Here is a 25,532-nt window from a genome sequence, read left to right on the forward strand (position 1 = left end):
TCGCCGCCCGCCGCCGCGGTGCCGCCCGGCGGACTCACCTGGTGGATTCCAGCAGGGCCGCGCCGCGGAGGCGTTCGACGATGGTGGCGACATCGTGGCGGGCCACCTCCGCCGGGATGCGGTGGCGGTCGGCGAGCTCGCCCGCGATGCGGTCCGCGTCCTGCCCGATCAGCAGGCCGCGCAGCACCTGGGTGCCGGTGCGGTTGAGCAGCCAGCGCCGCCCGGTGCGCTCGTCGCGCAGCACCGTCCCGTCGCCGAGGTCGGTGGGGTCGACGTCAGGACGCAGTCGCAGGTGCATCGGTCCTCCCGGTGGAGCCCTGGGTGACGCCGCGCAGCCACGCCTCGCACCCCAGCAGGTGTTCCAGCGCGACCAGGGTGCGCGGTTCGACGTGCGGCGCGAGCAGGTGCTTGCGCAGCACGCCGGTGTCGACCAGTCCGTGCGCGGCGAGTTCCGAGTCGGTGAACAGCGCCAGGACGGCGCCGCGGTGGCGGCGCAACCCGATGTGCACGTCCGCCCCGACCCCGGCGTCCGGCCGGGGAGCGGGGACGGGCCGCTGCAGCACCGCGTCCGGTGCGGTGCCGCGGGCGGCTTCGGCCAGCAGCGGCTTGTACCGCCAGGGTGACGCCCGTTCGGCCGGGCGTACCGCGATCGCCGCCTCCACCACCCGGTCGTCGTAGTAGGGCAGTTCCAGCCGCACCCCGGCCGCCGCGTACCGCCGGACCAGCCGCCGGTACCCGGGTGCCGCGGTGCGCAGCGCGGTGAGCAGCTGGTGCCTGCCGCGGTCGGGCGCGAGCGGTTCGGCCTCGGTGGCCGCGGTGCGCAGCTCGGCGCGGGCGGCGGCCACCGCGTCGGCGCTCGCCCACGGCGCCGCGCGCAGCGGGGCGGGGCCCCAGTCCAGCGCGGTGTGGTGCCGCGGCCCGTTCGGCGCGGTGAGCCGGTCGGACTGCTCCCGCCACCAGTGCGCCACGTCGTGCGCGGCCAGCAGCGCCGCCATCGTCGGCAGCAGCGGCCAGCGGTGCAGCGACCGGTATCCGCGCAGTTGCCGGATCGCTTTCACCGGGCGTTGCCGCAGCAGCGAATGCAGATGTCCGGGCGGGCCGCCGAAGATTTCATCTCCGCCGAATCCGGCGAGCTGCCGCTGCACGCCGTGCTCGGCGAGCAGTTCCGCGCACCGGCCCGTCGCGGCGAGTTCCCGGAAAAGCGGAATGGGTTCTTCGTGGTCGGTGAGCGCTCCCGGGTCCTCGAATGCGGAGGGGAGTTCTCGCGGATCCAGCACGAGGTGCGTGCCGTCCGGCAATTGCCGCGCGCATTCGGCGGCGAACCGGTTCTCCCCGTTCTCGCGGTCGTTTTCCCGGCGGTTCAGCGTGACGAGCTCGGGTTCGTGCCGCGCGGTGAGGAAGCACAGCGCGGTGGAATCCATCCCGCCCGAGAGGTCGGCGCCGGTGCGCCCGGTCCCGGACCGGATCGCGGTGTCGAGCGCCTCCCGGGTGGCGCGGGCGCCGCGGCGCAGCGCCACGTCCGGTTCCGGCGGCCGCCACCACCGCACCTCCCGGGCCCGCTCGGCGGCGAGCCGCAGGTACGAGTCGGGGGCAGCGCCCGCACCCCGGACCACGCGGTGCGCCGGTCCAGCGGCGGCCCGGTCGGTCCGACCGCCACCCGCAGCGCCAGCGCCTGCTCGTCGATGCCCGCGCCGGCCAGCTCGGCGAGCAGGTCGGCGCGATCACCGGCGATCGGGACGCCGCCGACCCGGGTGTGGAACACCTGCCGCAGCCCGGAGATCCCGCCCTGCACCCGGACCTCGCCGCGCACCGAGGCGGCCAAGTGCACCCCGCCGGGCAGCCGGTGCAGCACCGCGTCCAGGTCGGCGACCGAGCGCAGCCCGTGCACGATCGACGCGAGCCGGGTCGCGTCGATCGGGCAGGACCCCAGCAGCGCCACCCGGACCGGCCCGAGCGCGACCGGGACGAGGTCGTCGGTGCGGAAGCGGCCGACCAGCCAGGGGTTCCCGGAATCGTGGCGGAGCACGATCCGCCCCTGCGCCGGGAATCGGTCGACGACGTTCTTCAATCCCGGCACGTCGGGCAGTACGACCCAACCGGAGTGGTGCTGGAGCATGCTCATTCCGTTCTCGGATCGGTGCGCGTCGCGGGGTAGGAGGAAAATGGTGCGGTGACCGGCTCGGGTAATTCCACGATTTCCACGAGCGTGGGAGTTTCGTAGCCGTCGGCAGCGGTCTGCTCGTCCATGAATGCCTCCGCAGTGGTGTGCAGGCACGGATTCATGCCGACGATCACACTGCTAGGAGCCCGGGTGGGGCACAATGCCCCCCGGGTGATGATGACCCCATTCGGTGAAGAAAGTACTAGTCACGTAACAATGCCCCGCGCGAAATGCGTCGGGACCGTCTCCGCGGTGTCGCGGCCGGGCCGCGCGGTCTCAGCCCAGGCGGTGCGCCAGCACCGCTTCGTGGGCCGTCCCGACCGGTCCGCGCTCGTCGAAGAGCCGGGCGCGGGTGACGCCGACGCCGGTGGGTTCGACGTCGCGCGCCATCTCCATCCCGAGCCATTCGCCGGCGGGCTCCCGGTGCAGGTACAGCGTGATGTCGCTGTTGATCCACGGGCCGAACAGCGAGCCGACGGGACTGCCCGCGCTGATGCAGTCGACGAGGACGGCGACCTGGCTCAGCCTGCTGGTCGGTTCGTCGGGCAGCAGCGGCAGCGGCAGCCGCATCCACGCCTGGGCAGGGCCGCCGGCGAGCTGGTCGCGGACCCAGCGGACCTGGACCACGTCGTGCACTCCCCAGCGCAGCCCGAGTTCGGCGGGCAGCAGCGAGGAGTCCGGCAGGCCCTGCGGTCCGGGGAACGGGGTGGGTTCGGGCGCGTGGTCGCCGTCGACCCCGCTGCGGCGCAGCACCTGGGCGGTGGCGCGGGTGACCTCGGTGCCGTCCTGGGCGAGGGTGACCTCGAACACGCGCAACCGCTTGCCGGCCCGGACGGTGCGGGTGGTGGCGGTGATCCCGGTGCGGGGGACGGGGCGGTGCAGGTCGACGGTGAGCCGGGCGACGAACAGGTCGGGTTCGTCGAGGGCCTGCTCGACGGCGCGGGCGACGAGTCCGGCGACGGGCCCGCCGCCGGTGAGCTCGCCCCACGGGTTGCCCGCGGCTTCGGTGGGCACGAACAGGTCGCCTTCGCGGCGGAACAGGCTCTCGTCTCGGCGCACGCCCGGATGCTACTCAGCAGTATCTTACTTTGGGTAGGTCTGACGGCTGGGTCGTCCGGGCGCGTTCGGGTTCGGTCGTCCGGCGCAGCGGGGGTGCGGGTTCCGTGACCAGTTTCCCATTCGGCCTTTTATTTGAAGGTTCATGTATATGCTGGGCGGTCGGAACCCCCGTGCCCCCCCGAAAGGTGAGCTGATGCAGCACCGTCTCCGCGACGTCACGATCCTGCTGGCCAGGTTGGTCGTCGGCGTGACCTTCGTCTTGCACGCCTACCAGAAGTTCGTGCTCAACGGCATCTCCGGCGTCGGCGCCGGATTCGAGCAGATGGGCATCCCGATGCCCGTCGTCGCGGCCGGGTTCACCGCCACCGTCGAACTGCTCGGCGGGCTCGCGCTCGTCCTCGGCGTGCTGATGCCCGTGGCGGGCGTGCTGCTCGCCGCCGTGATGCTCGGCGCGCTCGTCACCGCGCACGCGAGCGCCGGCTTCTTCGCCACCGACGGCGGCTTCGAATACGTGCTGGTGCTCGCCGCGACGAGCCTCGCGCTCGGCTTCAGCGGGCCCAAGTACACCGTGCAGGCGCTGTTCACCGGCGGCGCGCAGGCCGAACGCGCCGAGGTCGACGCCTGACCCGGGTGCCGGGCGCGAGGCGGCCGCCGACCGAGGCGGTGCCGCGCGCGAGCACGGAGCCGCGCGGGCCCGACGCCCGGTCCGCGCGGCCGGTGGCTCCGGCGGGGGCCGGAGGTTCGTGCTCCGCGACCCGGCACGCCGGGCGGCACCGCTCGGTGGTGGCGCCGCCCGGGGCGGTCGCGGAGCGCGGCTCCGGCGGCGATCAGCCGTCGAGCTCGACGGTCACCTTCTCGTCCGCGCGGCGCCGCTGCGCCTTCGCCGGATCCGGATTGCTCACCTGCACCAGGGAACCCTGCGCCGACAGCACCGACAACAGGCCGTCCAGCACGCCCTGCGGCAACGTCCAGTTTCGCGCGGACAGCACCCGCGCCCCGCGGTCCACGCCCTGCTCGGCGGCCCGCCGCGACGCCAGTCCCAGCACCTCGTCCACGCTGAACTCCAGCAGCGCGGGAGCACTGCCCGGCACCGGGTCGCGCGGGGCGAAGTCGTCCCCGTGCACCCGCACGTCCGAGGCGTAGTCCACGACCTCCGCGGGCAGCCCGCGCACCGGCCCGCCCATCGCGTCCAAGCCGACCGCGGCCACCACGTGCGCTCCCGCGCCCGCCTCCAGCACCGAGCCCGGCACGAACGCCACCTCGGCGCCCTTCGGATCGGCGACCACGTGCGCTCCGCACCACCAGGCGCCCAGCAGCACGCCCAGCGTCTGCCAGTGCGCGGGCAGCGCGACCGCCACCGGGGCGCCCGGCTCCACGTCGAGCTCGTCCACCAGCCAGTTCGCCGTCTTCGCCGCCCAGTTCGCGGTGGTGGCCCTGGACAGCTCGACCCGCGCGCCGGTCGCGTCGTCGTAGTGCGTGATCAACGGCCGCGGTGATCCGGCGGCCACCATCGGGGCCAGCAACGCCTGCGTGATGCTCATGGTGGGGGACCCTAGTGGTTCTGCTGCGCAGCACCGGGGTGGCGGAACCTCAGCGGGATCCCCCCTGAGAACCCGCTGGTGGTCCGGTTGCTTCGGTGGTCGCCGCTCATCGGCTTCGCCGCTGGCAGGACAGAGCCACGTCCCGCCTGGGCGGTTCGACGGCGGGGGTGCGGGCCGTGCGGTCGGGTTCAGTTGACGCAGGGGATGCCCGTGGAGCTGATCGCGGGTGCGGGCGGGCTCTGCCGCCGCGCCGAACCGTCCAGGTCCAGTGCCGGGCCCGCGCCGAAACCGGCGGTGGGCACCAGACCGGCGATGAACCCGCGCACCTGCGCCGGATCCACCGTCACCACGCTCTGCCCGTGCTCGTCGCGGTCGCCGACCGAACGCACCGGCAGCGTCACGAACCGGACGCTGCCCGAGGCGAGGCCCTGCATCCGCGCCGCGAACTCGGTGACGTCCCAGCTCTGGTCCAGCACCACCGAGCGCCGCGCCGCCTCCTGCAGCTCGGCGAGCTTCGCCGGATCCGTGAGCGTCCCGGTGGACAGCAGCTTGTCCGTCACCGCGGCCAGGAACACCTGCTGGCGCACGATCCGGTCCAGGTCGCCGCGCGGCAGCCCGTGCCGCTGGCGGACGAACGCCAGCGCGTCGCCGCCGGAGACGGTCTGGCGGCCCGCCGCGAAGTCCGCGCCCGAGTCCTTGTCGCTGGTGGCGTGCCGCAGGCACACCTCGACCCCGCCGAGCGCGTCGGTCACCTCGTAGAAGCCCAGCAGGTTCACCTCGGCGTAGCGGTCCACCCGGATGCCCGCGAGGCCCTGCACGCTCTGCACCAGCGCGCGCTGCCCGGCCAGCCGCGCGCGCCGCTCGGCGGCGGCGCCGGAACCGGGGTCCTGCCGGGACGCGGCCGCCTTCGCCAGCCCGTACACCGCGTTGATCTTCTGGGTGCCGCCGCCGGGCACCGGCACCGAGGTGTCCCTGGGCAGCGACACCGCCGTCGGCTGCGAGCCGTCGTGCGGGATCCGCAGCAGGATGAGGGTGTCGGTGTTGAGCCCGCTGGTGCTCTCGGTGCGCAGCTCGCGCAGCACGCTCAGCGGCAGCGGATCGCCCTGCGCGTCGGTGCGGCTGTCGTTGCCGGCCAGCAGCACGTCGGTGGCGGCGTCGTCGGCCGGCGGCGCGTCGGGGGTCTCGGTGAGCACTTCGGAGCCGCCGACCTCGTCGCTGAGCCGGTCCAGCGCGGTCCACCCGGCCGCGACGACCGCGAGCACGCAGGCCGACAGCAGCGCGATCACCGCCCGGCCGAAGATCCGCAGCGCGCGGCCCCCGCGCCTGTCCGGCGCCCCGGGGGCGTCCTCGTCGACGGCCACGGTCCCTCCCCGATGCGGCGGCCTCCCCGGCGGAGCCGCCCCGACAGCGGCCCGATTCCCGGAGTTGATCCACTGTAACCGGATCGCCCCGCCGAGCGGGCCCGTTCGGGCCGCGCGGCGGGGCGATCAGCGGGGTCGTGCCGGGATCAGTTCACGCAGGGGACCCCGCCCGCGTTGATCGGGCCGTCCGGCCCGTTCGGGTTCTGCTGCGCGGGCAGCGGCCTGGCCTGCCTGCCGCCGTCGAGCCGGATCTGCTTGCGACCGGCGAAGTTCTGCGTGCCGGGGCCCGCGTAGTCCGCGCCCAGGTACACCTCCACCGCGCCCGCGCCGAGGTTGCTGCTCTCCTTCAGCGGCAGCCCGCCGAGGCTCTCGGCGACCTGCTGCGCGGCGGCCTCGTCCCCGGGCGCGTGGTAGACCAGCGAGGTCGGCATCGAGTCCGCGTTGGAACTGCCGCCCTGGCTGAAGCCCTCCTGGCTGAGGCTGCTGAGCACGTCGGCGGCCAGGCCGGTCTTGCCGGAGGCGTTGAAGACGCTGACCGTGGTGCCGCTGCGCTGCTCCTCGGCGGCCTTCGCCTCCTGCTCCTTGGCCGCGCGTTCCGCGGGCGGCAGCAGCAGGTTGTCCACGAACTGCTTGACCTCGCGCGGGTTCGCCTCGACGTCCTCGGCACCGGATTCGCCGACCAGCTCGATCGGGATGGTCTGGAAGTCGATGTCGCCACCGGCGATGCCGGACATCTGCTGGGCGAAGTCGACCACGTCCCAGCCCTGGTCCAGCACCACGGACTTCTCCAGCGCCTGCATCAGATCGCCGAGCTTGCTCGGGTTGCTCAGGGTGCCGGTGGAGAGCATCTTGCCCGCCAGTCCGGACATGAACACCTGCTGGCGCACCACCCGGTCCAAGTCGCCGCGCGGCAGCCCGTGCCGCTGGCGCACGAACGCCAGCGCGTCCGCGCCGGAGATGGTCTGCGGGCCCGCCTTGAACACCGCGCCGGAGTAGGAGCTGTCGTCGACGTCGTCGAGCAGGCACACGTCCACGCCGCCGACGGCGGTGGTGATGTCGTGGAACCCCAGCAGGTTGACCTCGGCGTAGTGGTCGATGCTGGCGCCGGAGAGCTCTTCGATCGTTTTGATCAGGAACTTCTGGCCTTCGGCCTTGGATTGCAGTTCCAGCTGCTTGGGGTCGGTGACGCCGTCCTGTTCGAGGCGGTGGCGGGCTTCGCTCTTGGCGCGGCCGAGGGCGGAGTTGAGCTTCTGCTCGCCGTAGCCGTTGCCGAGCTGGACCATGGTGTCGCGGGGGAAGGACACGGCGCTGGCGCGTTGCCCGCCGTTGGGGATGCGCACCAGGATCATCGTGTCGGTGAGGTCGCCGCCCTCGTCGTCGGTGGTGCGCAGTTCCTTGAGGACCTCTTCGGGCAGCGGGTTCCCGTCGGCGTCGGTGCGGCTGTCGTTGCCGACCAGCAGCACGTCGGTGGCGCCGTCCGGCGAGTTCAGGCCGCTGCCGATGACATCGCTGCCGGAGAGCCCGTTGTTCAGGTTGCGCAGCGTTCCCCACGCGTAGCCGGTGGTCCCGAGCACCAGCACCGACAGCAGGGCCGCCACGGTGCGGCCGATGTGGGAGCCGGTGCGGCGTGCCGGGCGCGCGTGCTCGTCGGGCGGGGGTGGTGCGGGCGGTGCCGCCGGGTTGCGGGGTCCGTCGCCCGCGGGCCGCCGAGCCGGTCGTGCGGGCCGGTCGGGCGGGGTGCGTTCGGGCTTGGGGCGATCGGCCGGAGCGGGACGCCGGGGTTCGCCGCCGGCGGGCCGTCCGGCCGGTGCGCCGCCGGGGCGGGGCCTGCCGGGGGCACCGCCTGCCGGGCCGCCCTTCGGCCCGCGCGGGGGGACGGGCCTGCCCGGCTGCCCCGGTGGGCCACCTGGCCGTCGCGACCGGTCGTCCACGCCGAATCCTCCTCAGGGCCTGCCTTGCGAGCGTTACACCTCGCCGGGGTGATCCTCGGCGGGGTCACCGTGCAGGCTAACGGTGATCTGCCGCTGGGGTTGCGCGCGGGCGGGACGATCGGTGTCACTCGAACGATGGGCAGGTTCGATCACGCCGAGCACTGTCCGATCTCATTCTCCGCAACGATCCACGAACCTCCGCGGGCGCCTCCCGGCGCTCGGGTAGACGCCGGGAAACCCCCCACAACCCGCTGCGCACGAGATCCCGCCGGTACGGTGATCCGGCCCGCCGCGCGCGTGGCAGACTGCGGGCGAAGCCAGCCCGGACCGGGCCACCGCCCGGCCCGGCCGCTCTTTCGGGAAGGTGCCATGCGAGTTCTGATCACCGGCGGTGCCGGTTTCATCGGGTCGCACTACGTGCGGCGATCGCTCGGCGGTGACCACCCGGAGTTCGCCGACGCCGAAGTGGTGGTGCTGGACAAGCTCACCTACGCGGGAAACCGGGAGAACCTGCGCCCCGTCGCGGACGACCCGCGGCTGCGCTTCGTGCAGGGCGACATCTGCGACGCCGAGCTGGTCGGCGAGCTGATGCGCGGGGTGGACCTGGTGGTGCACTTCGCCGCCGAGTCCCACGTGGACAGGTCGATCCTCGGCGCCTCCGACTTCGTGCGCACCAACGTCCTCGGCACCGACGTGCTGCTGCAGGCCGCGCTCGCCGCCGAGGTCGGCAAGTTCGTGCACGTCTCCACCGACGAGGTGTACGGCTCCATCGACGAGGGTTCCTGGCCCGAAGGGGATCCGCTGGAGCCGAACTCGCCGTACTCCGCGGCGAAGGCCGGTTCCGACCTGCTGGCCCGCGCCTACTTCCGCACGCACGGCCTGCCGGTCTGCGTGACCCGCTGCTCCAACAACTACGGGCCGTACCAGTTCCCGGAGAAGATGCTGCCGCTGTTCATCACGAACCTGCTGGACGGTCGGCAGGTGCCGCTCTACGGCGACGGCGGCAACGTGCGGGACTGGCTGCACGTGACCGACCACTGCCGCGGGATCGAGCTCGTCGCCGGGGCCGGGCGGCCGGGTGAGGTGTACAACATCGGCGGCGGCACCGAGCTGACCAACCGGCAGCTCACCGACCGGCTGCTCGCCGAACTCGGCGCCGACGAGTCGGCGGTGCGCCACGTCGAGGACCGCAAGGGCCACGACCGCCGCTACTCGGTGGACCACGCGAAGATCAGCACCGAGCTGGGCTACCGGCCGGTCGTCGACTTCGGCGAGGGCCTCGCGGACACCATCCGCTGGTACCGGGAGAACCGCGCCTGGTGGGAGCCGCTGAAGCAGGCGACGACGATCAGCCGATGACGGAACGGGAAGCGGGCCCGATCACCGGGCCGGACGAGATCGCGCTGCTGGTGCCGGGCGGCCGCGGTCAGCTGGGCCGCGAACTGCACCGCCGGGCGCAGGGCCGCCTCGGCCTGGTGCACGCGCCCGGTTCCGGCGAGCTCGACGTCCGCGACGAGCAGGACGTCACCGACGCGGTGGACTCGTTCGCCGAGACCGCGCGGGACAACAACCTCCGGCCCGTCGTCGTCAACGCCGCCGCGCACACCGCGGTGGACGCCGCCGAAGGCGAGCCGGAACGGGCCGCGGCGATCAACGAGGCGGGTGCCGCGGCGCTGGCCCGCGCCTGCGCGGTGCGCCGGGTGCCGCTGGTGCACCTGTCCACCGACTACGTCTTCGACGGCACCGCCGACGTGCCCTACGAGCCGTCCGACGAGACCGGCCCGCGCACCGCGTACGGGCGCACGAAGCTCGCCGGGGAGCGCGCGGTCCTCGCCGCCGCCGACCGGGCCTGGGTGGTGCGCGCCTCCTGGGTGTACGGCGCCGGGGGCGGGAACTTCGTCAAGACGATGGTGCGGCTCGCCGGCGAGCGTGAGCGGGTGACGGTGGTCGACGACCAGGTCGGCGGCCCCACCTGGACCGGCGACCTGGCGGCCGGGCTGCTGGAGCTGGCCGGGCTGCTGGTCGAACGCCGCGATCCGGCCGACCGGGTGCTGCACTGCACGAACTCCGGGCGGGCCAGCTGGTACGAGTTCGCCCGCGCCGTGTTCGCCGAGATCGGCGCCGACCCGGACCGGGTGCTGCCGTGCGCCACCGCCGACTTCCCGCGTCCCGCGCCGCGGCCCGCTTACTCGGTGCTCTCGCCGCGCGCGTGGAACGCGGCCGGGCTGAGCCCGCTGCGGGACTGGCGTTCGGCGCTGGCGGCGGCGTTCGAGGTGGACGGCGCGGCGCTGCGCGGCGAGGGCTGAGGAGGCCGCCGGTCCCGGTTCCGCGCGTTCGCGGGGAGGGCCGGGACGGCCGCCGCTCCCGGTTCCGGGGCGTTCGCGGACGGCTGCCCGCGGCCCGCATTCATTGCGCGCGCATTCTTCGAGCCGTTCCGCTGTTCCTGCATTCGATTCGAGCCGCGCGGTTTCCGGTGAACCATTTCCGCTGCCAGCGCCGGTGTTACAGGCGAATGGGTGATCGTTGCTCCGGATCGGTGCGCGAACGACTGCGGTACCTGGTGGTAACGAGACCGAAGTAGTCACTCTTCGAGCCTAGTGCGATCACTTGTTCGGCGGGTTGGCAGCCGGTTCCGGGCATGAGGAAATTTCACCGCGGCCGGCGAACTGTCGGACCGACTGGGATGTCGCGGAAATCACGTGATCTGCGCTCGGGGGAAAGGTGTGCCATGGACTTCCGGTACGAAGCATTCTGCTTCGCCGATCCGCTGTTCTTCGACGAGCAGAACGGCGCTTCCGGTGGTCCCGGCGAATACGCGCGGCTGCTCGAACTCCCGGAAGTCCCGAGCTGGTCGGACGCGACCGCCGGCGGCTGGCGGATGCTGCGTCCGCGCGGCGTGGACCTGCCCTCCCAGGGGTGGAAGGTGCACGTCTCGGCCACTCTGCACAACGCGGAACGGGTGCTGCGCACCGTCGGCGGGTACTGCCTGCGCAACCGGATCGCGTTCAAGCACCTGGCCGGGCGCGACGTGCTCCTCGCGCGGAACTCCAAATACGCGTCGCGTTCGTCGAGCGGGAAGTTCATGACGCTCTACCCGGTGGACGAGAACCACCTCGAACGCATTCTCCTCGAACTGTCCGCACCGCTGCGCGGCGAATCCGGTCCGTACGTGCTGAGCGATCTCCGCTGCGGTTCCGGTCCGTTGTACGTGCGCTACGGCGGATTCGAGCAGCGGTGGGTGGAAGTCGGCGGAACCCGGGTGCTCGCCGTAGAGCGGCCCGACGGAGCGCTCGTTCCCGATGCGCGCGGACCGGGATTCTCGGTGCCCGGCTGGGTGCGGCTGCCCGCATTCCTCGAACCGCACCTGGCCGCCCGCCGGGACCCGGGGACGACCCGGTTCCCGTACCGGGTGACGTCCTCGATGCACTTCTCCAACGGCGGCGGCGTGTACCGCGCCACCCGGGAATCCGACGGCGTCGAGGTGGTGCTCAAGGAAGCCCGCCCGCACGCCGGGCTGGACCGCGACGGGACCGACGCCGAGGTCCGGCTGCGCCGGGAACACCAGGTGCTGCGGCACCTCGACGGCGTCCCCGGCGTGCCCGCGGTGCACGAGCTGTGCACCGCCTGGGAGCACACGTTCCTCGTCGTCGAACCGGTCCCGGGCCGCAACCTCGGCGCCTGGCTGGCCCGCAACTACCCGCTCACCCGCGGCGGCACCACCGCCGAGGAGCTCACCGCCTACGCCGACCGCGCGCTCGCGCTGCTCGACCGGGTGCGGGAGCTGATCGACCGGGTGCACGCCCGCGGCGTCGTCTTCGGCGACCTGCACCCGCTGAACGTGCTGGTGGACGAGGACGACTCGGTGGCGCTCGTCGACTTCGAGATGGCCGCGCTGGACGTGGACGCCCCGCGGCCCGCGCTCGGCGCGCCCGGATTCCGCGCCCCGCCCGGCAGCAGCGGCACCGAGGTCGACGGGCACGCGTTGGCCGCGCTCGCGCTGTGGATGTTCCTGCCGTTGAACGCGCTGCTGGAACTGGCGCCCGGCAAGCTCGACGCGCTCGTCGACGTGGCGCGCCGCCGCTTCCGGTTGCCCGCCGAGTACGGCGGTGCGCTGCGCGAACGGCTGCTGCCCGCGGGCACCGCGCCCGCCACCACCGAACTGGACCAGCCCGCGCCGGACTGGGGGATCGTCCGCAAAGGACTCGCCGAGGGCGTGCTCGGCAGCGCCACCCCGGCACGCGCGGACCGGCTGTTCCCCGGCGACATCGAGCAGTTCCGGGTCGGCGGCACCGGCATCGCCCACGGCGCCGCCGGGGTGCTGCTCGCGCTGGACGTCGCCGGTGCCGGGCGCTACCCGGAGCACGAGCGGTGGCTGCTCGACGCGGTGCGCCGCACCCCGCCGCAGCGGCCCGGGCTGCTCGACGGCGCGCACGGCACCGCGCACGTGCTCGACCACCTCGGGCACCGCGAAGCCGCGCGGGAACTCGTGGCGGCCGCCGCCGGGCTCGCCGCGCAGACCACCGGGCACGGCTACGGGGCGGGCCGGGCCGGCATCGCGCTGAACCTGCTGCACCTGGCGCACCGCTGGGACGACGGGGAACCGCTGAACCGCGCGCTGAACCTCGCCGACCGGCTCGCCGAGGAGCTGCCCGCCGCCGCGCCGCCCGGCGACGTGGGCCGGGCCGGGCTGCTCGACGGCTGGTCCGGGCCCGCGCTGCTGTTCGCGCACCTGCACGACGCCACCGGAGAACGCGCCTGGCTGGAGCTGGCCGACCGGGCGCTGCTGCGGGACCTCGACGAATGCGCCCGCACCGACGGCGGCGGCCTCCAGGTGCGCGACGGCACCGCCCGCACCCTGCCGTACCTGGGGGTCGGCAGCGCGGGCATCGCGCTCGTCGCCGAAGAGCTCGCGCTGCGCCACCCCGACGCGGAATGCCTGCGGTGGCAACCGGACCTGCTGGCCGCCTGCCTCGGCGAGTTCGTCATCCACCCCGGACTGCTGCACGGCCGCTGCGGGCTGCTCGCCGCGCTGGCCGCCGCGGACCGGCGGCGGCCCGAACCGGAGCGGACCGCGGCCATCGGCACCCACCTGGCCGCGCTGGGCTGGCACGCCCTGCCCTTCGGGGACGGCGGCATCGCGATGCCCGGCAACCAGCTGCTGCGGCTGTCCACCGACGTCGCCACCGGCGGCGCGGGCGTGCTCGCCACCGTCGCCGCCGTGCTCGACGGGCACGGCCGGGTGCTGCCGTTCTTCGACACGGCGCCGTGAGCGCCGCGCACCCGCACTGCGCCGTGAGCACCGCGCACCCGCCGGGCGACCGGTGGCACCACGAACTCCGGGCGGGATCCCGCCCGGTCAACGAAGGAAACGACGGAAGGAACGACCGTGGAGATGGTCCTGCAGCTCCAGGAGCTCGAAGCCCGGAACGAGACCTCGTTCGGCGGCGGCGGTGGCGGCGACAACGGCAGCAACCTGAGCCTGCTCGCGTCCTGCGCGAACAGCACGGTGAGCCTGCTCACCTGCCACTGATCGCCGCGTCGCCCGCCTCGTGCCGCGCGGGGGTCAGGTGGCGGAGCTCCGACGACCCGCTCATCGCGCTCGAACCGGTGCGGCGCACCCACCTCCGGCGGCCCACCCGCCGGACGGCGGGGCCGCCCCCGGGAGCGGGACGTCGAGGAACCGCGACGGTGCCGGTCGCGACCGGTGGGCACCGGTCGGCGCGAACGCCGGCCGAGCGGCGGCACCACGCGGAGCACGATCCCGAGGCGGACGACGGCTGAAGTGCGGCCCCGGCACCCACGCGGTGCCGGGGCCGTCCCGTGCCGCGGGCCGTCCGCGGCAGGTCGCGCGCGACGGCGGCGGAGGGCACGAGGGCCGAGGAGCGGAGGAGGACGCCGGATGGTGGACCACGAACGGGTGTTGGCGCCCGCGGTGCGCGCGCAGCGGTGGCCGGTGCTGCTGCTGGTGCTGACCGCGCTGGCGGCGACCGGCTGCGCCCTGCTGCTGCCCGCGGCGCTCGCGCGGACCGTCGACGCCGCCGTCTCCGGCAGCGGTGCCGTCGCCCCGCTGCTGGCGCTGCTGCTGCTCGGCTGCGGCGGGATCGCCGCGCAGGTGCTGGCGGTGCTGCTGTCGGCGCGGATCACCGCCGCCACCACGGCCCGGTTGCGGGCCGACCTCGCCGAGCGGCTGGTGCTGCTCGGCCACCGCGGCCCGTTCGCCGCCGGGGACGCGGTCAGCAGGCTCACCGGGGACTGCGCGGGCGCGGGCGGGATCACCGCGACGCTGGTGGAGATCGCGACCGCGGTGCTGCTGTCGGTGGGCGCGCTCGGCGCGCTGCTGCGGCTGGACCTGCGGGTGGCGCTGGTGTTCGTGGTGCTGCTGCCGCTCGCGGTGCTGCTGGCCCGGTCGCACCTGCGCAGCACGGCCGTGGACCTGCTCGGCTACCAGGAGGCGTCCGGCGAGCTCGGCGCCCGGCTGCTGGACGCGGTCACCGGGCTGCGCACCATCGCCGCCGCCGGGGTCGCCGAGCAGGAGGCTCGGCGGGTGCTGCGGCCGCTGGACCGGCTCGGCGCGGCGGGCGCGGGCACCTGGCGCACCCAGTCCCGGTTGATGTGGCGGGCCGGGTTGCTGGTGCCGCTGGTGCAGATCGCGGTGCTGTGCGCGGCCGGGCTCGGGCTGTTCGCGGGCAGGCTCACCGTCGGCGAGGTGCTGGCCGCCCTCGGCTACGCCACCGCCGGGATGGGCGTCGTCCGGCAGTCGGCGCTGTTCACCGCGCTGTCCCGCGCCCGGTCCTGCGCGCAGCGGCTCGCCGAGGTGCACCGGGTCGCGCCGGAACCGGCCGGTTCCCGGGTGCTGCCGCCGGGGCCGGGGGAGCTGCGGGTCCGCGGCGCCGCGGTGCGCGGGGCGCTCGACGGGATCGACCTGGTGGTGCCTGCGGGCACGATCGTCGCCGTCGTCGGACGTTCCGGGGCGGGCAAGTCCACGCTGGCCGAGGTGCTCGCCGGGCTGCGCCCGCCCGACCGCGGGCAGGTGCTGCTCGACGGGGTGCCGACGGCGGAGCTCGATCCGGCGGCGGCGCACGTGGGCGTCGCCTTCGCCCGGCCGGTGCTGCTGGGCACCACCGTGGCGACCGCCGTGTCCTACGGGGCGGTCGAAGCGGACGTGGCCGCCGCCTGCCGCGCCGCCCAGGTGCACGACCTGGTGACCCGGCTGCCCGACGGCTACCTCACCCCGCTCGCCGAGGTCCCGCTCTCCGGCGGGGAGGCGCAGCGGCTCGGGCTGGCCCGCGCGCTCGCCAGGACGCCGCGGCTGCTGGTGCTCGACGACGCCACCGCCAGCCTGGACGTGATCACCGAGGACCGGGTGGAGCGCGCCATCACCACCGCGCTGCCCGGCCGGACCCGCGTCGTGATCACCCACCGCGCGGGCACCGCCGGCCGCGCCGACCTCGTGGTGTGGCTCGACGAGGGCCGGATCCGGCGCGCCGCCCCGCACGCGGAGCTGTGGGCCGACCCGGACTACCGCGCCCTGTTCACCGAGGAGGCGCCGTGCTGATCGGCGAGTACCGGCGCGCCCTGACCGGGCACCGGCGCGGCTGGGCGGCGCTGCTGGCCTGCTCCGCGCTGGAGGCCGCGCCCGCGCTGCTGTCCGGGACGTTCGTGCGCAACGCCGTCGACGACGGGTTCGCCGCGGGCCGGTTCGACGTCGGCGCGGCCTGGCTGCTCGCGTTCGCCGCCGCCGCCGTGGTCGGCGCCGCCGGGGTCCGGTTCGTGTGGCGGCGCATCGGAGCCATCGTCGAGCCGCTGCGCGACGCGCTGGTGCGGCGGGTCGTGCGGGACGTGCTCGCCGACACCGCCCCGCCGCGCGGCGGACCGGACGCGGCGGGCGTCGCCCGGATCACCCAGCACGTGGAGGTGGTGCGGGACGCGACGGCGGGACTGCTCGTGCAGGCCAGGGGACTGCTGGTGTCGGTCGCCGCCGCGCTGGCCGGGGTGGCCGCGCTGGACCCGCTGCTGCTGTGGCCGGTGGCGCCGCCGGTGCTGCTGGCGGTGGCGCTGTTCGGCTGCTCGCTGCCCGCGCTCGCCCGCCGCCAGCGCGGCCTCGCCCTCGCCGACGAGCGGACCGCGACCCGGGCCGGGGCGGTGCTCACCGGGCTGCGGGACGTGGCGGCCTGCGGCGCGCAGCGGCAGGCGATCGCGGCGGTGCGCGACGCGGTGGACGCGCAGGCCGCGGCCGCGGTCCGGATGTCCACCGCCGCCGCGCTGCGCACCCTGATCATCGGCGGGGGCGGGTTGTTGCCGGTGCTGCTGGTGCTGGTGATCGCGCCGTGGGCCGTCGGGAGCGGGCGGCTCACCGCGGGCGCGGTGCTCGGCGCGCTCGTGTACGTCACCGGCACCGTGCAACCGGCGCTGCACGGGCTGGCCGCCACCACCGGGTCGGTGCTGCTGCGGCTGCTGGTGGCGCTGAACCGGCTCGCCGAGATCGGCCGCGCGGCGCCCGCGGACCGGCCGCGCGGCGTCCCGGCCGGGCCGCGGGTGCGGGCGCGCGGGCTCACCCACCGGTGGGGCGAGCACGCCGAACCGGTGCTGTCCGAATTGGACCTGGACCTGGACCCCGGCGAGCACCTCGCCGTCGTCGGACCCAGCGGCATCGGCAAGTCCACCTTCGCCGGGCTGCTCACCGGCACCCTCGCGCCCACCGGCGGCTCGGTGCGCGTCGGGGGAGTCGTGGTCACCGAGCTGGATCCGGCGGTGCGGCACCGGCTCATCGCGTTCACCCCGCAGGAGGCGTACCTGTTCGCCGGGACGGTGCGGGAGAACGTGGCGCTGCTGGCGGCCGGGAGCACCGATGCGCACCTGCTGGCCGCGGCCGCCGACGTCGGCGCCGCCGAGCTGGTGGACCGGCTGGGCGGGCTGGACGGCGAGGTGCGCCACGGCGGCGCGGACCTGTCGGCGGGCCAGCGGCAACTGCTGGCGCTGGCCCGGGTGCACGCGAGCGCGGCACCGATCGTGGTGCTCGACGAAGCCACCTCGCACCTGGACGGGCCCGCGGAGGCCCGCGCCGAACGCGCCTTCGCCGCGCGCGGCGGCGTGCTGGTGGTGATCGCGCACCGGCTCGGCTCGGCGCGGCGCGCGAACCGGGTGCTGCTGCTCGACGGGACCGGCGCACAGCTCGGCACCCCCGCGGAACTGCCCGCCCGCTCCGCGACCTACGCGGAACTGGTGCGCGCCTGGGACGACGCGCCGCCCGGGCTCAGCGGGCGGTGAGCAGGCAGTCCCGCAGCCGGATCAGCCCGTCCCGCAGCCGCGTCTTCACCGTCGCCGCCGGGGCGGCCAGCCGGCGCGCGGCCTCCCGGTGGTCGAGCCCGCAGTAGTAGGTCAGCGCCACCGCCTCCCGTTGCAACGCGGTCAACCCGGCCAGGCAGCTCCGCACCTCGCAGTGCTCGCTGCGGATCAGCACCGCCTCCACCACCGAGTCGTGCGCGATCCGGTGCGAGCGCGCCGCGAACCGCGCGTCCCGCGCCCGCGCCGACCGCACCGAGCGCAACCGGTCCACCGCCCGCCGGTGCGCCACGGTGAGCACCCAGCCGATCGCGCCGCCCCGCTCCGGCCGGTACCGGGCGGCGGTGCGCCACACCTCGACCAGCGCCTCTTGGGTGACCTCCTCGGCGTGCGCGTCGTCGTCGAGCACGTCGCGGGCCGCCGCGTGCACGAGCACCACGACCCGGTCGTAGAGCAGCTCGAACGCGCGCGGATCGCCCGCGGCCACCCGGAGCAGCAGTGCCTCAGGCCCGTCCTGCGCCCCTGCGCCCTGGGGCTGCCGCATCCGATCTCCCGTCCCGTCGTCCGCCCGTGCTCCCGGTGTTCGGTGCCGACCGGGGCGGCGACGGGCCGAATCGGCGATCCGGCCAGGAACGGCGCGAATCGGGCGCCCGCGAAGAAGGCCACCGAGCAGTGCCCGGTGGCCTTCGTCCCGCGCGGGCCGATCAGATGCCGAGGCCGCCGGTCAGGTCCTCGACCGTGCCCTCGACGCCACCGACGGGGCCGTCGGCGCCGGTCAGCGGGGCCGTCAGGTCCGCCATCGGGGCGACGCCGCCGACCACGTCGTCGATCGGCAGCTCGCCGGTGACGTCCTGCACCGAACCCATGACGCCGCCGCCGTCGACGCCGCCGAGGTCGAGTCCGCCGGTCAGGTCGCCGGCACCGGTGAGGTCCGAGATCCCGCCGGTCAGGTCGCCGCCCTGGACGCCGCCGACGGTGTCCTCCAGGCCGCCGACCACGTCGGTGACGCCGTTGCCCGCGACGTTGCCCGCGTTCAGGCCGCCGGTCAGACCGCTGATGTCACCGGTGTTGATGTCGCCGACCAGGCCGACGTCGTTGCCGTTGCCGACCGGCGCGCCCAGCTGGTTGTCCGAGCCGGTGCTGTCCTCGCTGCGGGACGTCTCGGTGCTGTTGCCGCTGTTCTCGGTGGACTGCTCGTCGGTGGTGCGCGCCGTCGGCGACAGCAGGCCTTCGACGTCGCCGAGCGCGGTGAAGATCTCCGGGGTGGCCATCGTGCTCTCCAATTCATCGGGACCGTTCGGGAGGAACGGCATCAGGGCGTCCGCGGGCACGCCGTCGCCGTCGGCGGCGAGCACCACCAGCCCCGGGGGCAGGGCTCGGGTGAACTCGTCGACGACCTCGACCGGTGCGAGGTCGAGGGTCAGCGAAGCGGCGTGCACCACGTCCGCGTTGCTCAGCTCGGGCAGGCCCGCCTGGTCCAGGAATGCGCGCGGCTCGGCGGCGAACTCGGCGCGCGATTCCGCGCCCGCCACCACTCGCCGCAGGATTTCGTACACCGTCTCCACGGTCCGCACGCTCCGTTCCCAGGAATGCTGCACGAGCGGGTCGGAACGGTTGTGGCGAAGTCATCGGTCCCCGCCGCACAGCCACGTCCGAGTCGGCCAAGACTCGGATTTCGGGGACCGATCGCACCGCGACCATCGCGCCGCCGACCCGTTCCGCCCGTGGTCACCACGCTAGGAGGGCGGTGAGCGGCGGGACATGGGGGTGATCCCCCTGTGCTTTTCCCCTATTAGGGGATCAGGCGCGAACGGGTTCTCCGGCGGCAGATCAGGAGTCCGGGGCGAAATCGATTGGTCGATTCACAGTGGGATTCGACACCGGTTTTCGGGGTGGGTCCATATCGATCGGGAAAAACATCGGCGGGTGACCGATCGATCGGGATCGCGGCTACGAAGGAATGCGCAACGGCGCGCGACGAGGCCCCGGCACGGTCGCACGGATCGCGGGCGCTGCGGTCACGTTCCGGGAATGGCCGGGTACCGGGTGCGCATCGGCGAGGTCCCGGCGAAGCACCTCCGGGGTCCGGGCGGGCTCGGCGGACGCCGCCCGGTCAGCTCGCGGCGCGGGCGTAGGCGCGCAGCGTCGCCGCCGCGCAACCGCGCCAGCTGTACCGCGCCGCGTGCGCCCGCCGCGCCGCCACCGCCGCCGGATCGGGCGCCGCCGCGGCGGCCCGCCGCAGTGCCGCGCGCAGCGCCTCCGCGTCGCCGTGCGGGACGAACTCGGCCAGCCCGCCGGTGACCTCCCGCAGCACGGGCAGGTCCGAGCAGATCACCGGCACCCCGCAGGCCAGCGCCTCCAGCGCGGGCAGCCCGAAGCCCTCGTCCCGGGACGGCAGCACCAGCGCCCGGGCCCCGGCCACCACGCTGCGCAGCTCCGGCTCCGGCAGGTACCCGGTGCGCAGCACCTTCCCCGTCTGCCGCGCCTCGCCAGGACCGGCCAGCACCAGCGGTGGCAGCCGCCGGTCGTGCGCGCGCAGCAGCACCTCGACGCCCTTGCGCGGGCCTTCGGCGCCGACGAACGCGAAGTACTCGTCCGGCAGGCCCAGCCGGTGCAGCTCGGCTCCCGGCGGCACCGCATCGAACCACTCCGGGTCCACGCCCAGCGGCGTGACCACCACGTCCTGGCGGGGCACGCCGAACCGCTCCGCGACCGAGTCGGCGACCGCCGCGCTCGGCGTGCACACCACCGCCGCCCGCCGCACCGAGGAGCGCACCAGGTCGGCGAAACCAGGCTCCGCCTCGGCTGGCTCGTCCAGGAACGCCAGGTCGTGCACCGTCACCACACCGCCCGCGCGCACCGCCGGCGGCAGCGCGAAGTTCGTGCCGTGCACCACGTCCACCGCGCCCGCCAGCAGCTCCACCGGCGGGAACGGCGCCCGGGTCCACAGCGCCCGCACCGCCCGCGCGGGCACGGGCACCCCGGTGGCCCGCACCCCCGGCGGCACCGCCCCGCGCAGCGCGCGCCAGCCGCGCGCCGTGAACCCGATCGCCCGAGCGTCCACATCGGACATCCGGCCGAGCTCCGCGCTCAACGACGCGGTGTAGCGCCCGATCCCGGTGCGCCTGCCCAGCAGCGGTGTGCCGTCCAGCAGGACCCGCAGCGGCCCGCTCACCGCTTGCGGAGCCGATCACCGGCCAGCCTGCGCAACCGGCCACCGGCCCGCCGCGCGACCTCCACCGGGCCACCCGCGTCCAGGTATTCGCGCAGCAGCGCCACGTCGCGGCGCACCGCCTCCACCCGGTCCGGCGGCTGCGTCCGGGTCAGCGGCGAGGCGGCGCGCAGCCGGTCCGCGGCCGGGCGCGGATCGCGGCAGAACTCGGTGAGCGGCGCCAGCACCGACTCCCAGGTGAACCGCTCCCGCACCGCCTCGATGCGCTCCCGGCAGGACGCGGCGAACTCCGCGTCGTAGAGCACCCGCTCCAGCGCCGCGGCCAGCGCGTCCGGGTCCTCGGCGGGCACCACCACGCCCAAGCCCTCCTGGCGCACCAGGTCCGCGAACGAATCGCCGTCCGTGGTCACCACCGGCAGGCCCGACCACAGGTAGTCCAGCACCCGGGTGCGGAACGCGAACGTCGTCTCCACGTGCTCGAAGTGCGAGGTCACCCCGCAGTCGGCGTCCAGCAGGAAGTTCTGCCGCTCCCCGTACGGCACCCACGTCTCGTTGAAGAACACGTGCTTGCCGGTCAGCCCCAGCCGGTTCGCCAGGTGCCGCGTCCGGTCCGCCATGCCCATCTCCGGCACGTCCGGGTTCGGGTGCTTCATGCCGAGGAAGAACAACCGCACGTCGTGGTGCCGCCGGGCGACCCGGTCCACCGCGTGCAGCAGCGTCAGCGGGTCGAACCAGCTGTAGACGCCGCCCGCCCACAGCACCACCTTGTCGTCGGCGTCGACGCCCGGCTGCACGCCCTTGATCGCGGGCCCGGTGCGGCGCGGCGCCACCGAGGACAAGCCGAACGGCACCACCTCCAGCAGCGAGCGCACCGTCGGATCCGTGTCGTAGAGGCCCGGCGTCAACCGGCCCAGCGACGCCAGGTGCCCCAGCCAGAAGTGCCGCTGCCGCTCCGAGGCGCACAGGAAGAAATCACCGCGCTGCAGCTGCGAGTTCAGCACCTCCGTCACCCCGCGCAGGTCGGCGGCGCGGCGCTCGTCGTCGGTGTCGCGGCCCTGCTCCAGCAGCTCCAGGTGCATCGGGTCGTACACGTCGCACACCACGACCTTCGTGGAGTCGGCGTGCTTGAGCGCGGGCACCATCTCCAGCACGTGGCCCTGCACGATCACCACGTCCGCCCACTCCACGTGCGCGGCGAGCTCGCGCGGTTTCGCCGCCACGACGGGGAAGGCCGACTCCGGCGGGTTCACGTGCGCGTTCACGCTGACCAGCCGCACCTGGTGCTCGGCGCTGAGCACCTCGGCCATGTGCCAGGCGCGGATCGCCGGGCCCGCCATCCGCTCGGCCACCGCGTCGCCGGTGATCACCGCGATGGTGCGGGGACGCCCGTAGACCTCGTCCAGGCCGAACGCGTCCACCAGCACCTCGTGCGCGGCCAGGTAGCTCGGCAGCGGGTAGGCCGGCTCCATCGCCTTGCGCATCAGCGGCACCAGGTCCGCGTCCGAGCGCACCCGGGCGGCCTGCTCGACCTCCCGCGACGCGGCCAGCTGCGGCAGCATCTCCACGAACCGGTCGATCGCGAGCAGGCTCGCCAGCGAGTCCCGCGAGATCGGCACGTCGTCGTCGAAGTCCGGGCCCTCCGGGCGCCGCGTCATCTCCAGCTGGTCCGGGTCGATGTCGCCGCGGGCCGTGGCCCGGCGCACCGACAGCGCCATCGCGGCGGGCAGCACCTTCGCCAGCGTCTCGGCGGAGACGTTCTTGTACAGCGCGGCCAGCGCGTTGCGCTCCAGCAGGAAGTGCTCCCGCGCCGAGGACACCTGCGTCATCGAGGCGTGGTGGCGGTGGAAGGTCAGCGACCGCGGCTCGTAGCGCACCCGCCAGCCCCGCAGGTTCAGCCGCCAGCCCAGGTCCACGTCCTCGTAGAACATGAAGAACCGCTCGTCGAACCCGTCCAGCGCGGCGAACAGCTCGGCGCGCACCAGCAGCGCCGAACCGGTGCCGAACAGCACGTCCCGCGGCGCGTCGTGGCTGCCGTCGTCCGGTTCGCCCGCGAACCGCTTGTAGCCCATGCCGAACCAGGTGAGCCCGCCGTCCACGAAGTCGACGAGCTCGCCCTCCCAGTCCAGGACCTTGCTGGCCACCGCGCCCACCGTCGGTTCGGCGCGCAGCACCGCCACCGCGGCCCGCACCCAGTCCCGGTCCGGCCGGGCGTCGTTGTTCAGGAACGCCAGCACCTGGCCGGACGCGGTCCGCGCCCCCAGGTTGCAGCCGCCGGCGAAACCCAGGTTCTCGCCCGGCTCCAGCACGGTGGTGCCCGGCGCCGCGTCGCGGATGCGGGCGGCCTCGGCGCTTCCCGGGGTGTTGTCGACGCAGATCAGTTCCAGCCGGTCCACCGGGTAGTCCAACTGGTCGCGCACCGCGCGCAGGCACGTGATCGTGTCCTCGGCGCCGCGGTGGTTGACGACGATCACGGAGACTGCGGGCAGCGCAGCGGACTCGGAGGTATCAGCCACGCCCCTAAGCGTGCCCTATCGGCGCCCGCCGAACGCACGCAGTCCGAAGATCCACCCGAATCCGGCGCCCCCGTTTCCGGGGTGAACGGACCGTTCGTCCGATCTCGTTGGACGAACGGTCCGTTCACTCGGGGGTCGGGGCGGGTCAGCGGCCCGCCCAGCGGTGCCAGACCTCGGCGCGGGCGGTCGCGGTGCGGCCGCGGCGGGCGAGCAGCGCGGCGGGAGCGTGGGCGCCGAGCTCGGCGAGCACCCGCAGCCGCAGCGCGAGCCGGAAGTTCGCCGGCGGCACCGGATCCCCGCGCAGCCTGCGCAGGGGCAGCACCGCGGTGAGCGCGGCGAAGCGCGCCAGCTCCCGCGCCGCGACCCGTCCCGGCGCGCAACGCAGCAGCGCCAGCAGCCGGTTCCGCTCGTTCCACCGGTGGAACTTCGCCGAACCGGGCCGAGTGCTCGCGCCGTGCAGGTGCGCCACCCGGGCACCGGGCACCAGCAGCACCCGGCCGCCGTCGAGCCGCAGCCGCCACGCGGTGTCGGTGTCCTCGTAGTAGCAGAAAAACCGTGCCGGAACCCCGCCCGCGGCGCGCAGTTCCGCGGTCCGCAGCAGCGCCGCCCCGCCGCAGAACCCGAACACCTCCCGCGCCGGGCCGGCGGCGCCCGAACCGGTTCCGCCGACGGACTCGGCCCCGCCGACCGACTCGACCCCGGCACCCGACTCGACCCGTGCCGCCGGTTCGTCCCCGCCGGCTGAAGGGACCCCGCCGACGGACTCGCCCCCGTCCACCGACTCGACCCCGGAACCCGACTCGACCCCCGCCGCCGGACCGCCCCCAGCGACCGGAGGAACCCCACCGACCGAATCGACCCCGTGCCCATCACCGCTCAACCGCACTCCGGCGGACTGCACGGCCCCGTCCGGGGTGCGCAGCACGGAGGCCGCCGCCCACGCCCCGCGGTCCGCGTCGAGCGCGTCCTCCAGCGCGGCGAGCCAGCCCGGTTCGGGTGCGGCGTCGTCGTTGAGCCAGGCCACGAACGGGGTGCCGATCCGCGGCAGCGCCGCCGCGATGCCGCCCGCGTAGCCGAGGTTGCGCGGCAGCCGCAGCACCTCCGGCCGGGACGGGTGCCGGGCGATCAGCTCGGCGGTGCCGTCGTCGGAGGCGTTGTCCACCACCAGCGTCCGATGTGGACGGTCCAGTGCGGCGACCGCGTCCAGGCAGGCGGTCAGGTGCCGCCGCCCGCGCCACGTCACGACCACGACCGTGCTCCGCACACCGCCTCCGTTCCGCGTCCGGCCCCGAACTCTAGGTGACGGCACCGCGCTTCCCGGCGGTACCGGTGAATTCGCAGCGTAGGGTTCTGCTCGGCGTGCAGGTGGCCGCCGTCCGCGAACCGGAGAGGTGATGAGGTGCCCGAGTTGGTCGTGATCGCCGAGCAGCTGGTCGCCCCGGTGCCGGGCGGAACGGGCCGCTACACCCGCGAACTGCTGGCCGCGCTCGCCGCCACCGCCCCCGCGGGCTGGGAGGTGCGCAGCGCGATCAGCCGCGGCGCCGACCCCGCCCGCGCCGCGGTGGACGGGGTGGGCGGCCCGGTGGTGCTGCCGCTGCCGCGCCGCGCCCTCACCGCGGCCTGGGAGCGCGGCCTGCCGCCGTGGCCCGGCGGCGACTCGGTGCACGCCATGACCCCGCTGGCCCCGGCCCGCAAGCGCGGCCGCGGCCTGGTGGTGACGGTGCACGACACCGTGCCTTGGACCCACCCGGAGACGCTCACCCCGCGCGGCGTCGCCTGGCACCGCCGCGCCATCGCCCGCGCCGCCCGCGACGCCGACGCGATCGTGGTGCCCACCGAGGCCGTCGCCACCGACCTCGCCACCCGCGTCGCGCTGCGCGCCGACGTGCGGGTGATCGGCGAAGGGGTGCCCGGAGCGCTGCTGGCCGAGCCCGATCCGGACCGGGCGCGCACCGCCGCCGCGAGCCTCCCGCCCAGGTACCTGCTGACCGTCGGCACCTTCGAACCCCGCAAGGGCCACGCGCACCTGATCGAGGCGCTGGCCCGGCCGGAGGCACCGGACCTGCCGCTGCTGCTGGTCGGTGCGCCGGGCTGGGGCGGGGTCGACCCGGTGCGCCTGGCCGAAGGGCACGGCCTGCCCGCCGGGCGGGTGCGGGTGCTGCGCGACATCGGCGACGCCGAGCTCGCCGTGCTGCTGCGGCGGGCGACGGCCCTGGTCGCGCCGAGCCTCGCCGAGGGCTTCGGGCTGCCGGTGCTGGAGGCGATGGCCCTCGGCACCCCCGTGGTGCACTCCGACGCCCCCGCCCTGCTGGAGGTCGCCGGGTCCGCCGGGCTCACCGCGCGCCGCGCCGACCCGCGCGCGCTGGCCCGCGCGTTGCGCATCGTCGTCGACGACCCGGACCAGCGCGCCCGGATGGCGGCGGCGGGTCCGCGCCGCGCCGAGCTGTTCGGCTGGCGGCGCGCGGCCGAGCAGGTGTGGCGGGCGCACCTCGAGACGTGATTTGCGGAACCC

21 protein-coding genes are annotated in these 25,532 nt (G+C 75.1%); 8 read left to right on the plus strand and 13 right to left on the minus strand.

Features of this window, described 5'->3' with window-relative positions:
* Positions 1-34: 34 nt before the first annotated feature.
* The 5 genes from H1226_RS04225 to H1226_RS04245 form a co-directional block, all read right to left on the minus strand.
* A complete protein-coding gene (locus tag H1226_RS04225; protein ID WP_224962528.1) occupies positions 35-298 on the minus strand; it encodes a lasso peptide biosynthesis PqqD family chaperone in 264 nt (87 codons plus the stop codon).
* Positions 276-1,466 carry an asparagine synthase-related protein gene (locus H1226_RS04230; protein ID WP_258349334.1) on the minus strand — a complete coding sequence of 397 codons (1,191 nt, stop codon included), beginning with the start codon at positions 1,464-1,466 and terminating at the stop codon, positions 276-278. The genes H1226_RS04225 and H1226_RS04230 overlap by 23 nt, the downstream gene beginning before the upstream one ends.
* Positions 1,361-2,116 (minus strand): hypothetical protein, encoded by a 756-nt coding sequence (locus tag H1226_RS04235; RefSeq protein ID WP_258347145.1) that lies wholly within the window; start codon positions 2,114-2,116, stop codon positions 1,361-1,363. Before H1226_RS04235 ends, H1226_RS04230 begins: the two co-directional genes overlap by 106 nt.
* Before the next feature lie 2 nt (positions 2,117-2,118).
* Positions 2,119-2,247, minus strand: coding sequence for a hypothetical protein (locus H1226_RS04240; protein WP_255615122.1), 129 nt, complete (start codon positions 2,245-2,247; stop codon positions 2,119-2,121).
* A 190-nt stretch (positions 2,248-2,437) separates the two neighbouring features.
* Positions 2,438-3,220: a thioesterase family protein gene (locus H1226_RS04245; RefSeq protein ID WP_258347155.1), complete on the minus strand. Its 783-nt coding sequence runs from the start codon at positions 3,218-3,220 to the stop codon at positions 2,438-2,440.
* Between the two features lie 193 nt (positions 3,221-3,413).
* Here H1226_RS04245 and H1226_RS04250 point away from each other — a divergent pair, with 193 nt between their 5' ends.
* Positions 3,414-3,845, plus strand: coding sequence for a DoxX family protein (locus H1226_RS04250; protein WP_258347158.1), 432 nt, complete (start codon positions 3,414-3,416; stop codon positions 3,843-3,845).
* A gap of 202 nt (positions 3,846-4,047) precedes the next feature.
* On the opposite strand, the gene H1226_RS04255 is transcribed toward H1226_RS04250, so the two are convergent.
* The 3 genes from H1226_RS04255 to H1226_RS04265 all read right to left on the minus strand — a co-directional run bounded on the left by H1226_RS04255 (position 4,048) and on the right by H1226_RS04265 (position 7,720).
* Positions 4,048-4,761 (minus strand): TIGR03089 family protein, encoded by a 714-nt coding sequence (locus tag H1226_RS04255; protein WP_224962520.1) that lies wholly within the window; start codon positions 4,759-4,761, stop codon positions 4,048-4,050.
* Positions 4,762-4,949: 188 nt separating this feature from the next.
* Positions 4,950-6,122, minus strand: a complete 1,173-nt coding sequence (locus H1226_RS04260; protein WP_258347183.1) for an LCP family protein — start codon at positions 6,120-6,122, stop codon at positions 4,950-4,952.
* Between the two features lie 146 nt (positions 6,123-6,268).
* Positions 6,269-7,720 carry an LCP family protein gene (locus H1226_RS04265; protein ID WP_258347187.1) on the minus strand — a complete coding sequence of 484 codons (1,452 nt, stop codon included), beginning with the start codon at positions 7,718-7,720 and terminating at the stop codon, positions 6,269-6,271.
* A gap of 702 nt (positions 7,721-8,422) precedes the next feature.
* Here H1226_RS04265 and rfbB point away from each other — a divergent pair.
* The 6 genes from rfbB to H1226_RS04295 all read left to right on the plus strand — a co-directional run bounded on the left by rfbB (position 8,423) and on the right by H1226_RS04295 (position 17,320).
* Complete coding sequence (gene rfbB / locus H1226_RS04270) at positions 8,423-9,412, plus strand: dTDP-glucose 4,6-dehydratase (RefSeq protein WP_258347196.1); 990 nt, start codon at positions 8,423-8,425, stop codon at positions 9,410-9,412.
* Entirely contained in the window at positions 9,409-10,359 is a 951-nt protein-coding gene (rfbD, locus tag H1226_RS04275; protein WP_258347209.1) for a dTDP-4-dehydrorhamnose reductase, read from the plus strand. The genes rfbB and rfbD overlap by 4 nt, the downstream gene beginning before the upstream one ends.
* A gap of 422 nt (positions 10,360-10,781) precedes the next feature.
* Positions 10,782-13,322: a class III lanthionine synthetase LanKC gene (gene lanKC / locus H1226_RS04280; protein WP_258347229.1), complete on the plus strand. Its 2,541-nt coding sequence runs from the start codon at positions 10,782-10,784 to the stop codon at positions 13,320-13,322.
* 123 nt (positions 13,323-13,445) lie between these two features.
* Positions 13,446-13,583, plus strand: a complete 138-nt coding sequence (locus H1226_RS04285; RefSeq protein WP_255615140.1) for a SapB/AmfS family lanthipeptide — start codon at positions 13,446-13,448, stop codon at positions 13,581-13,583.
* A 369-nt stretch (positions 13,584-13,952) separates the two neighbouring features.
* Entirely contained in the window at positions 13,953-15,608 is a 1,656-nt protein-coding gene (locus H1226_RS04290) for an ABC transporter ATP-binding protein (RefSeq protein ID WP_258347248.1), read from the plus strand.
* Entirely contained in the window at positions 15,602-17,320 is a 1,719-nt protein-coding gene (locus H1226_RS04295; protein WP_258347254.1) for an ATP-binding cassette domain-containing protein, read from the plus strand. Before H1226_RS04290 ends, H1226_RS04295 begins: the two co-directional genes overlap by 7 nt.
* Here H1226_RS04295 and H1226_RS04300 read toward each other — a convergent pair.
* From H1226_RS04300 to H1226_RS04320, 5 genes are all read right to left on the minus strand, one after another.
* The gene (locus H1226_RS04300) at positions 17,307-17,879 is read right to left on the minus strand and encodes a sigma-70 family RNA polymerase sigma factor (RefSeq protein ID WP_258347261.1); all 573 of its coding nucleotides are present in this window, start codon (positions 17,877-17,879) and stop codon (positions 17,307-17,309) included. The genes H1226_RS04295 and H1226_RS04300 overlap by 14 nt on opposite strands.
* A 160-nt stretch (positions 17,880-18,039) precedes the next feature.
* Positions 18,040-18,900 (minus strand): hypothetical protein, encoded by an 861-nt coding sequence (locus H1226_RS04305; RefSeq protein ID WP_258347265.1) that lies wholly within the window; start codon positions 18,898-18,900, stop codon positions 18,040-18,042.
* A gap of 548 nt (positions 18,901-19,448) precedes the next feature.
* A complete protein-coding gene (locus H1226_RS04310; protein ID WP_258347273.1) occupies positions 19,449-20,510 on the minus strand; it encodes a glycosyltransferase family 4 protein in 1,062 nt (353 codons plus the stop codon).
* Positions 20,507-23,020: a glycosyltransferase gene (locus H1226_RS04315; RefSeq protein ID WP_258347278.1), complete on the minus strand. Its 2,514-nt coding sequence runs from the start codon at positions 23,018-23,020 to the stop codon at positions 20,507-20,509. Before H1226_RS04315 ends, H1226_RS04310 begins: the two co-directional genes overlap by 4 nt.
* A gap of 145 nt (positions 23,021-23,165) precedes the next feature.
* Complete coding sequence (locus tag H1226_RS04320; RefSeq protein ID WP_258347286.1) at positions 23,166-24,284, minus strand: glycosyltransferase family 2 protein; 1,119 nt, start codon at positions 24,282-24,284, stop codon at positions 23,166-23,168.
* Positions 24,285-24,419: 135 nt separating this feature from the next.
* Here H1226_RS04320 and H1226_RS04325 point away from each other — a divergent pair, with 135 nt between their 5' ends.
* Positions 24,420-25,520 carry a glycosyltransferase family 4 protein gene (locus tag H1226_RS04325; RefSeq protein WP_258347301.1) on the plus strand — a complete coding sequence of 367 codons (1,101 nt, stop codon included), beginning with the start codon at positions 24,420-24,422 and terminating at the stop codon, positions 25,518-25,520.
* Positions 25,521-25,532: the final 12 nt, after the last annotated feature.

Origin of the sequence: Saccharopolyspora gregorii (assembly GCF_024734405.1) — a bacterium.
GTDB lineage: Bacteria > Actinomycetota > Actinomycetes > Mycobacteriales > Pseudonocardiaceae > Saccharopolyspora_C > Saccharopolyspora_C gregorii.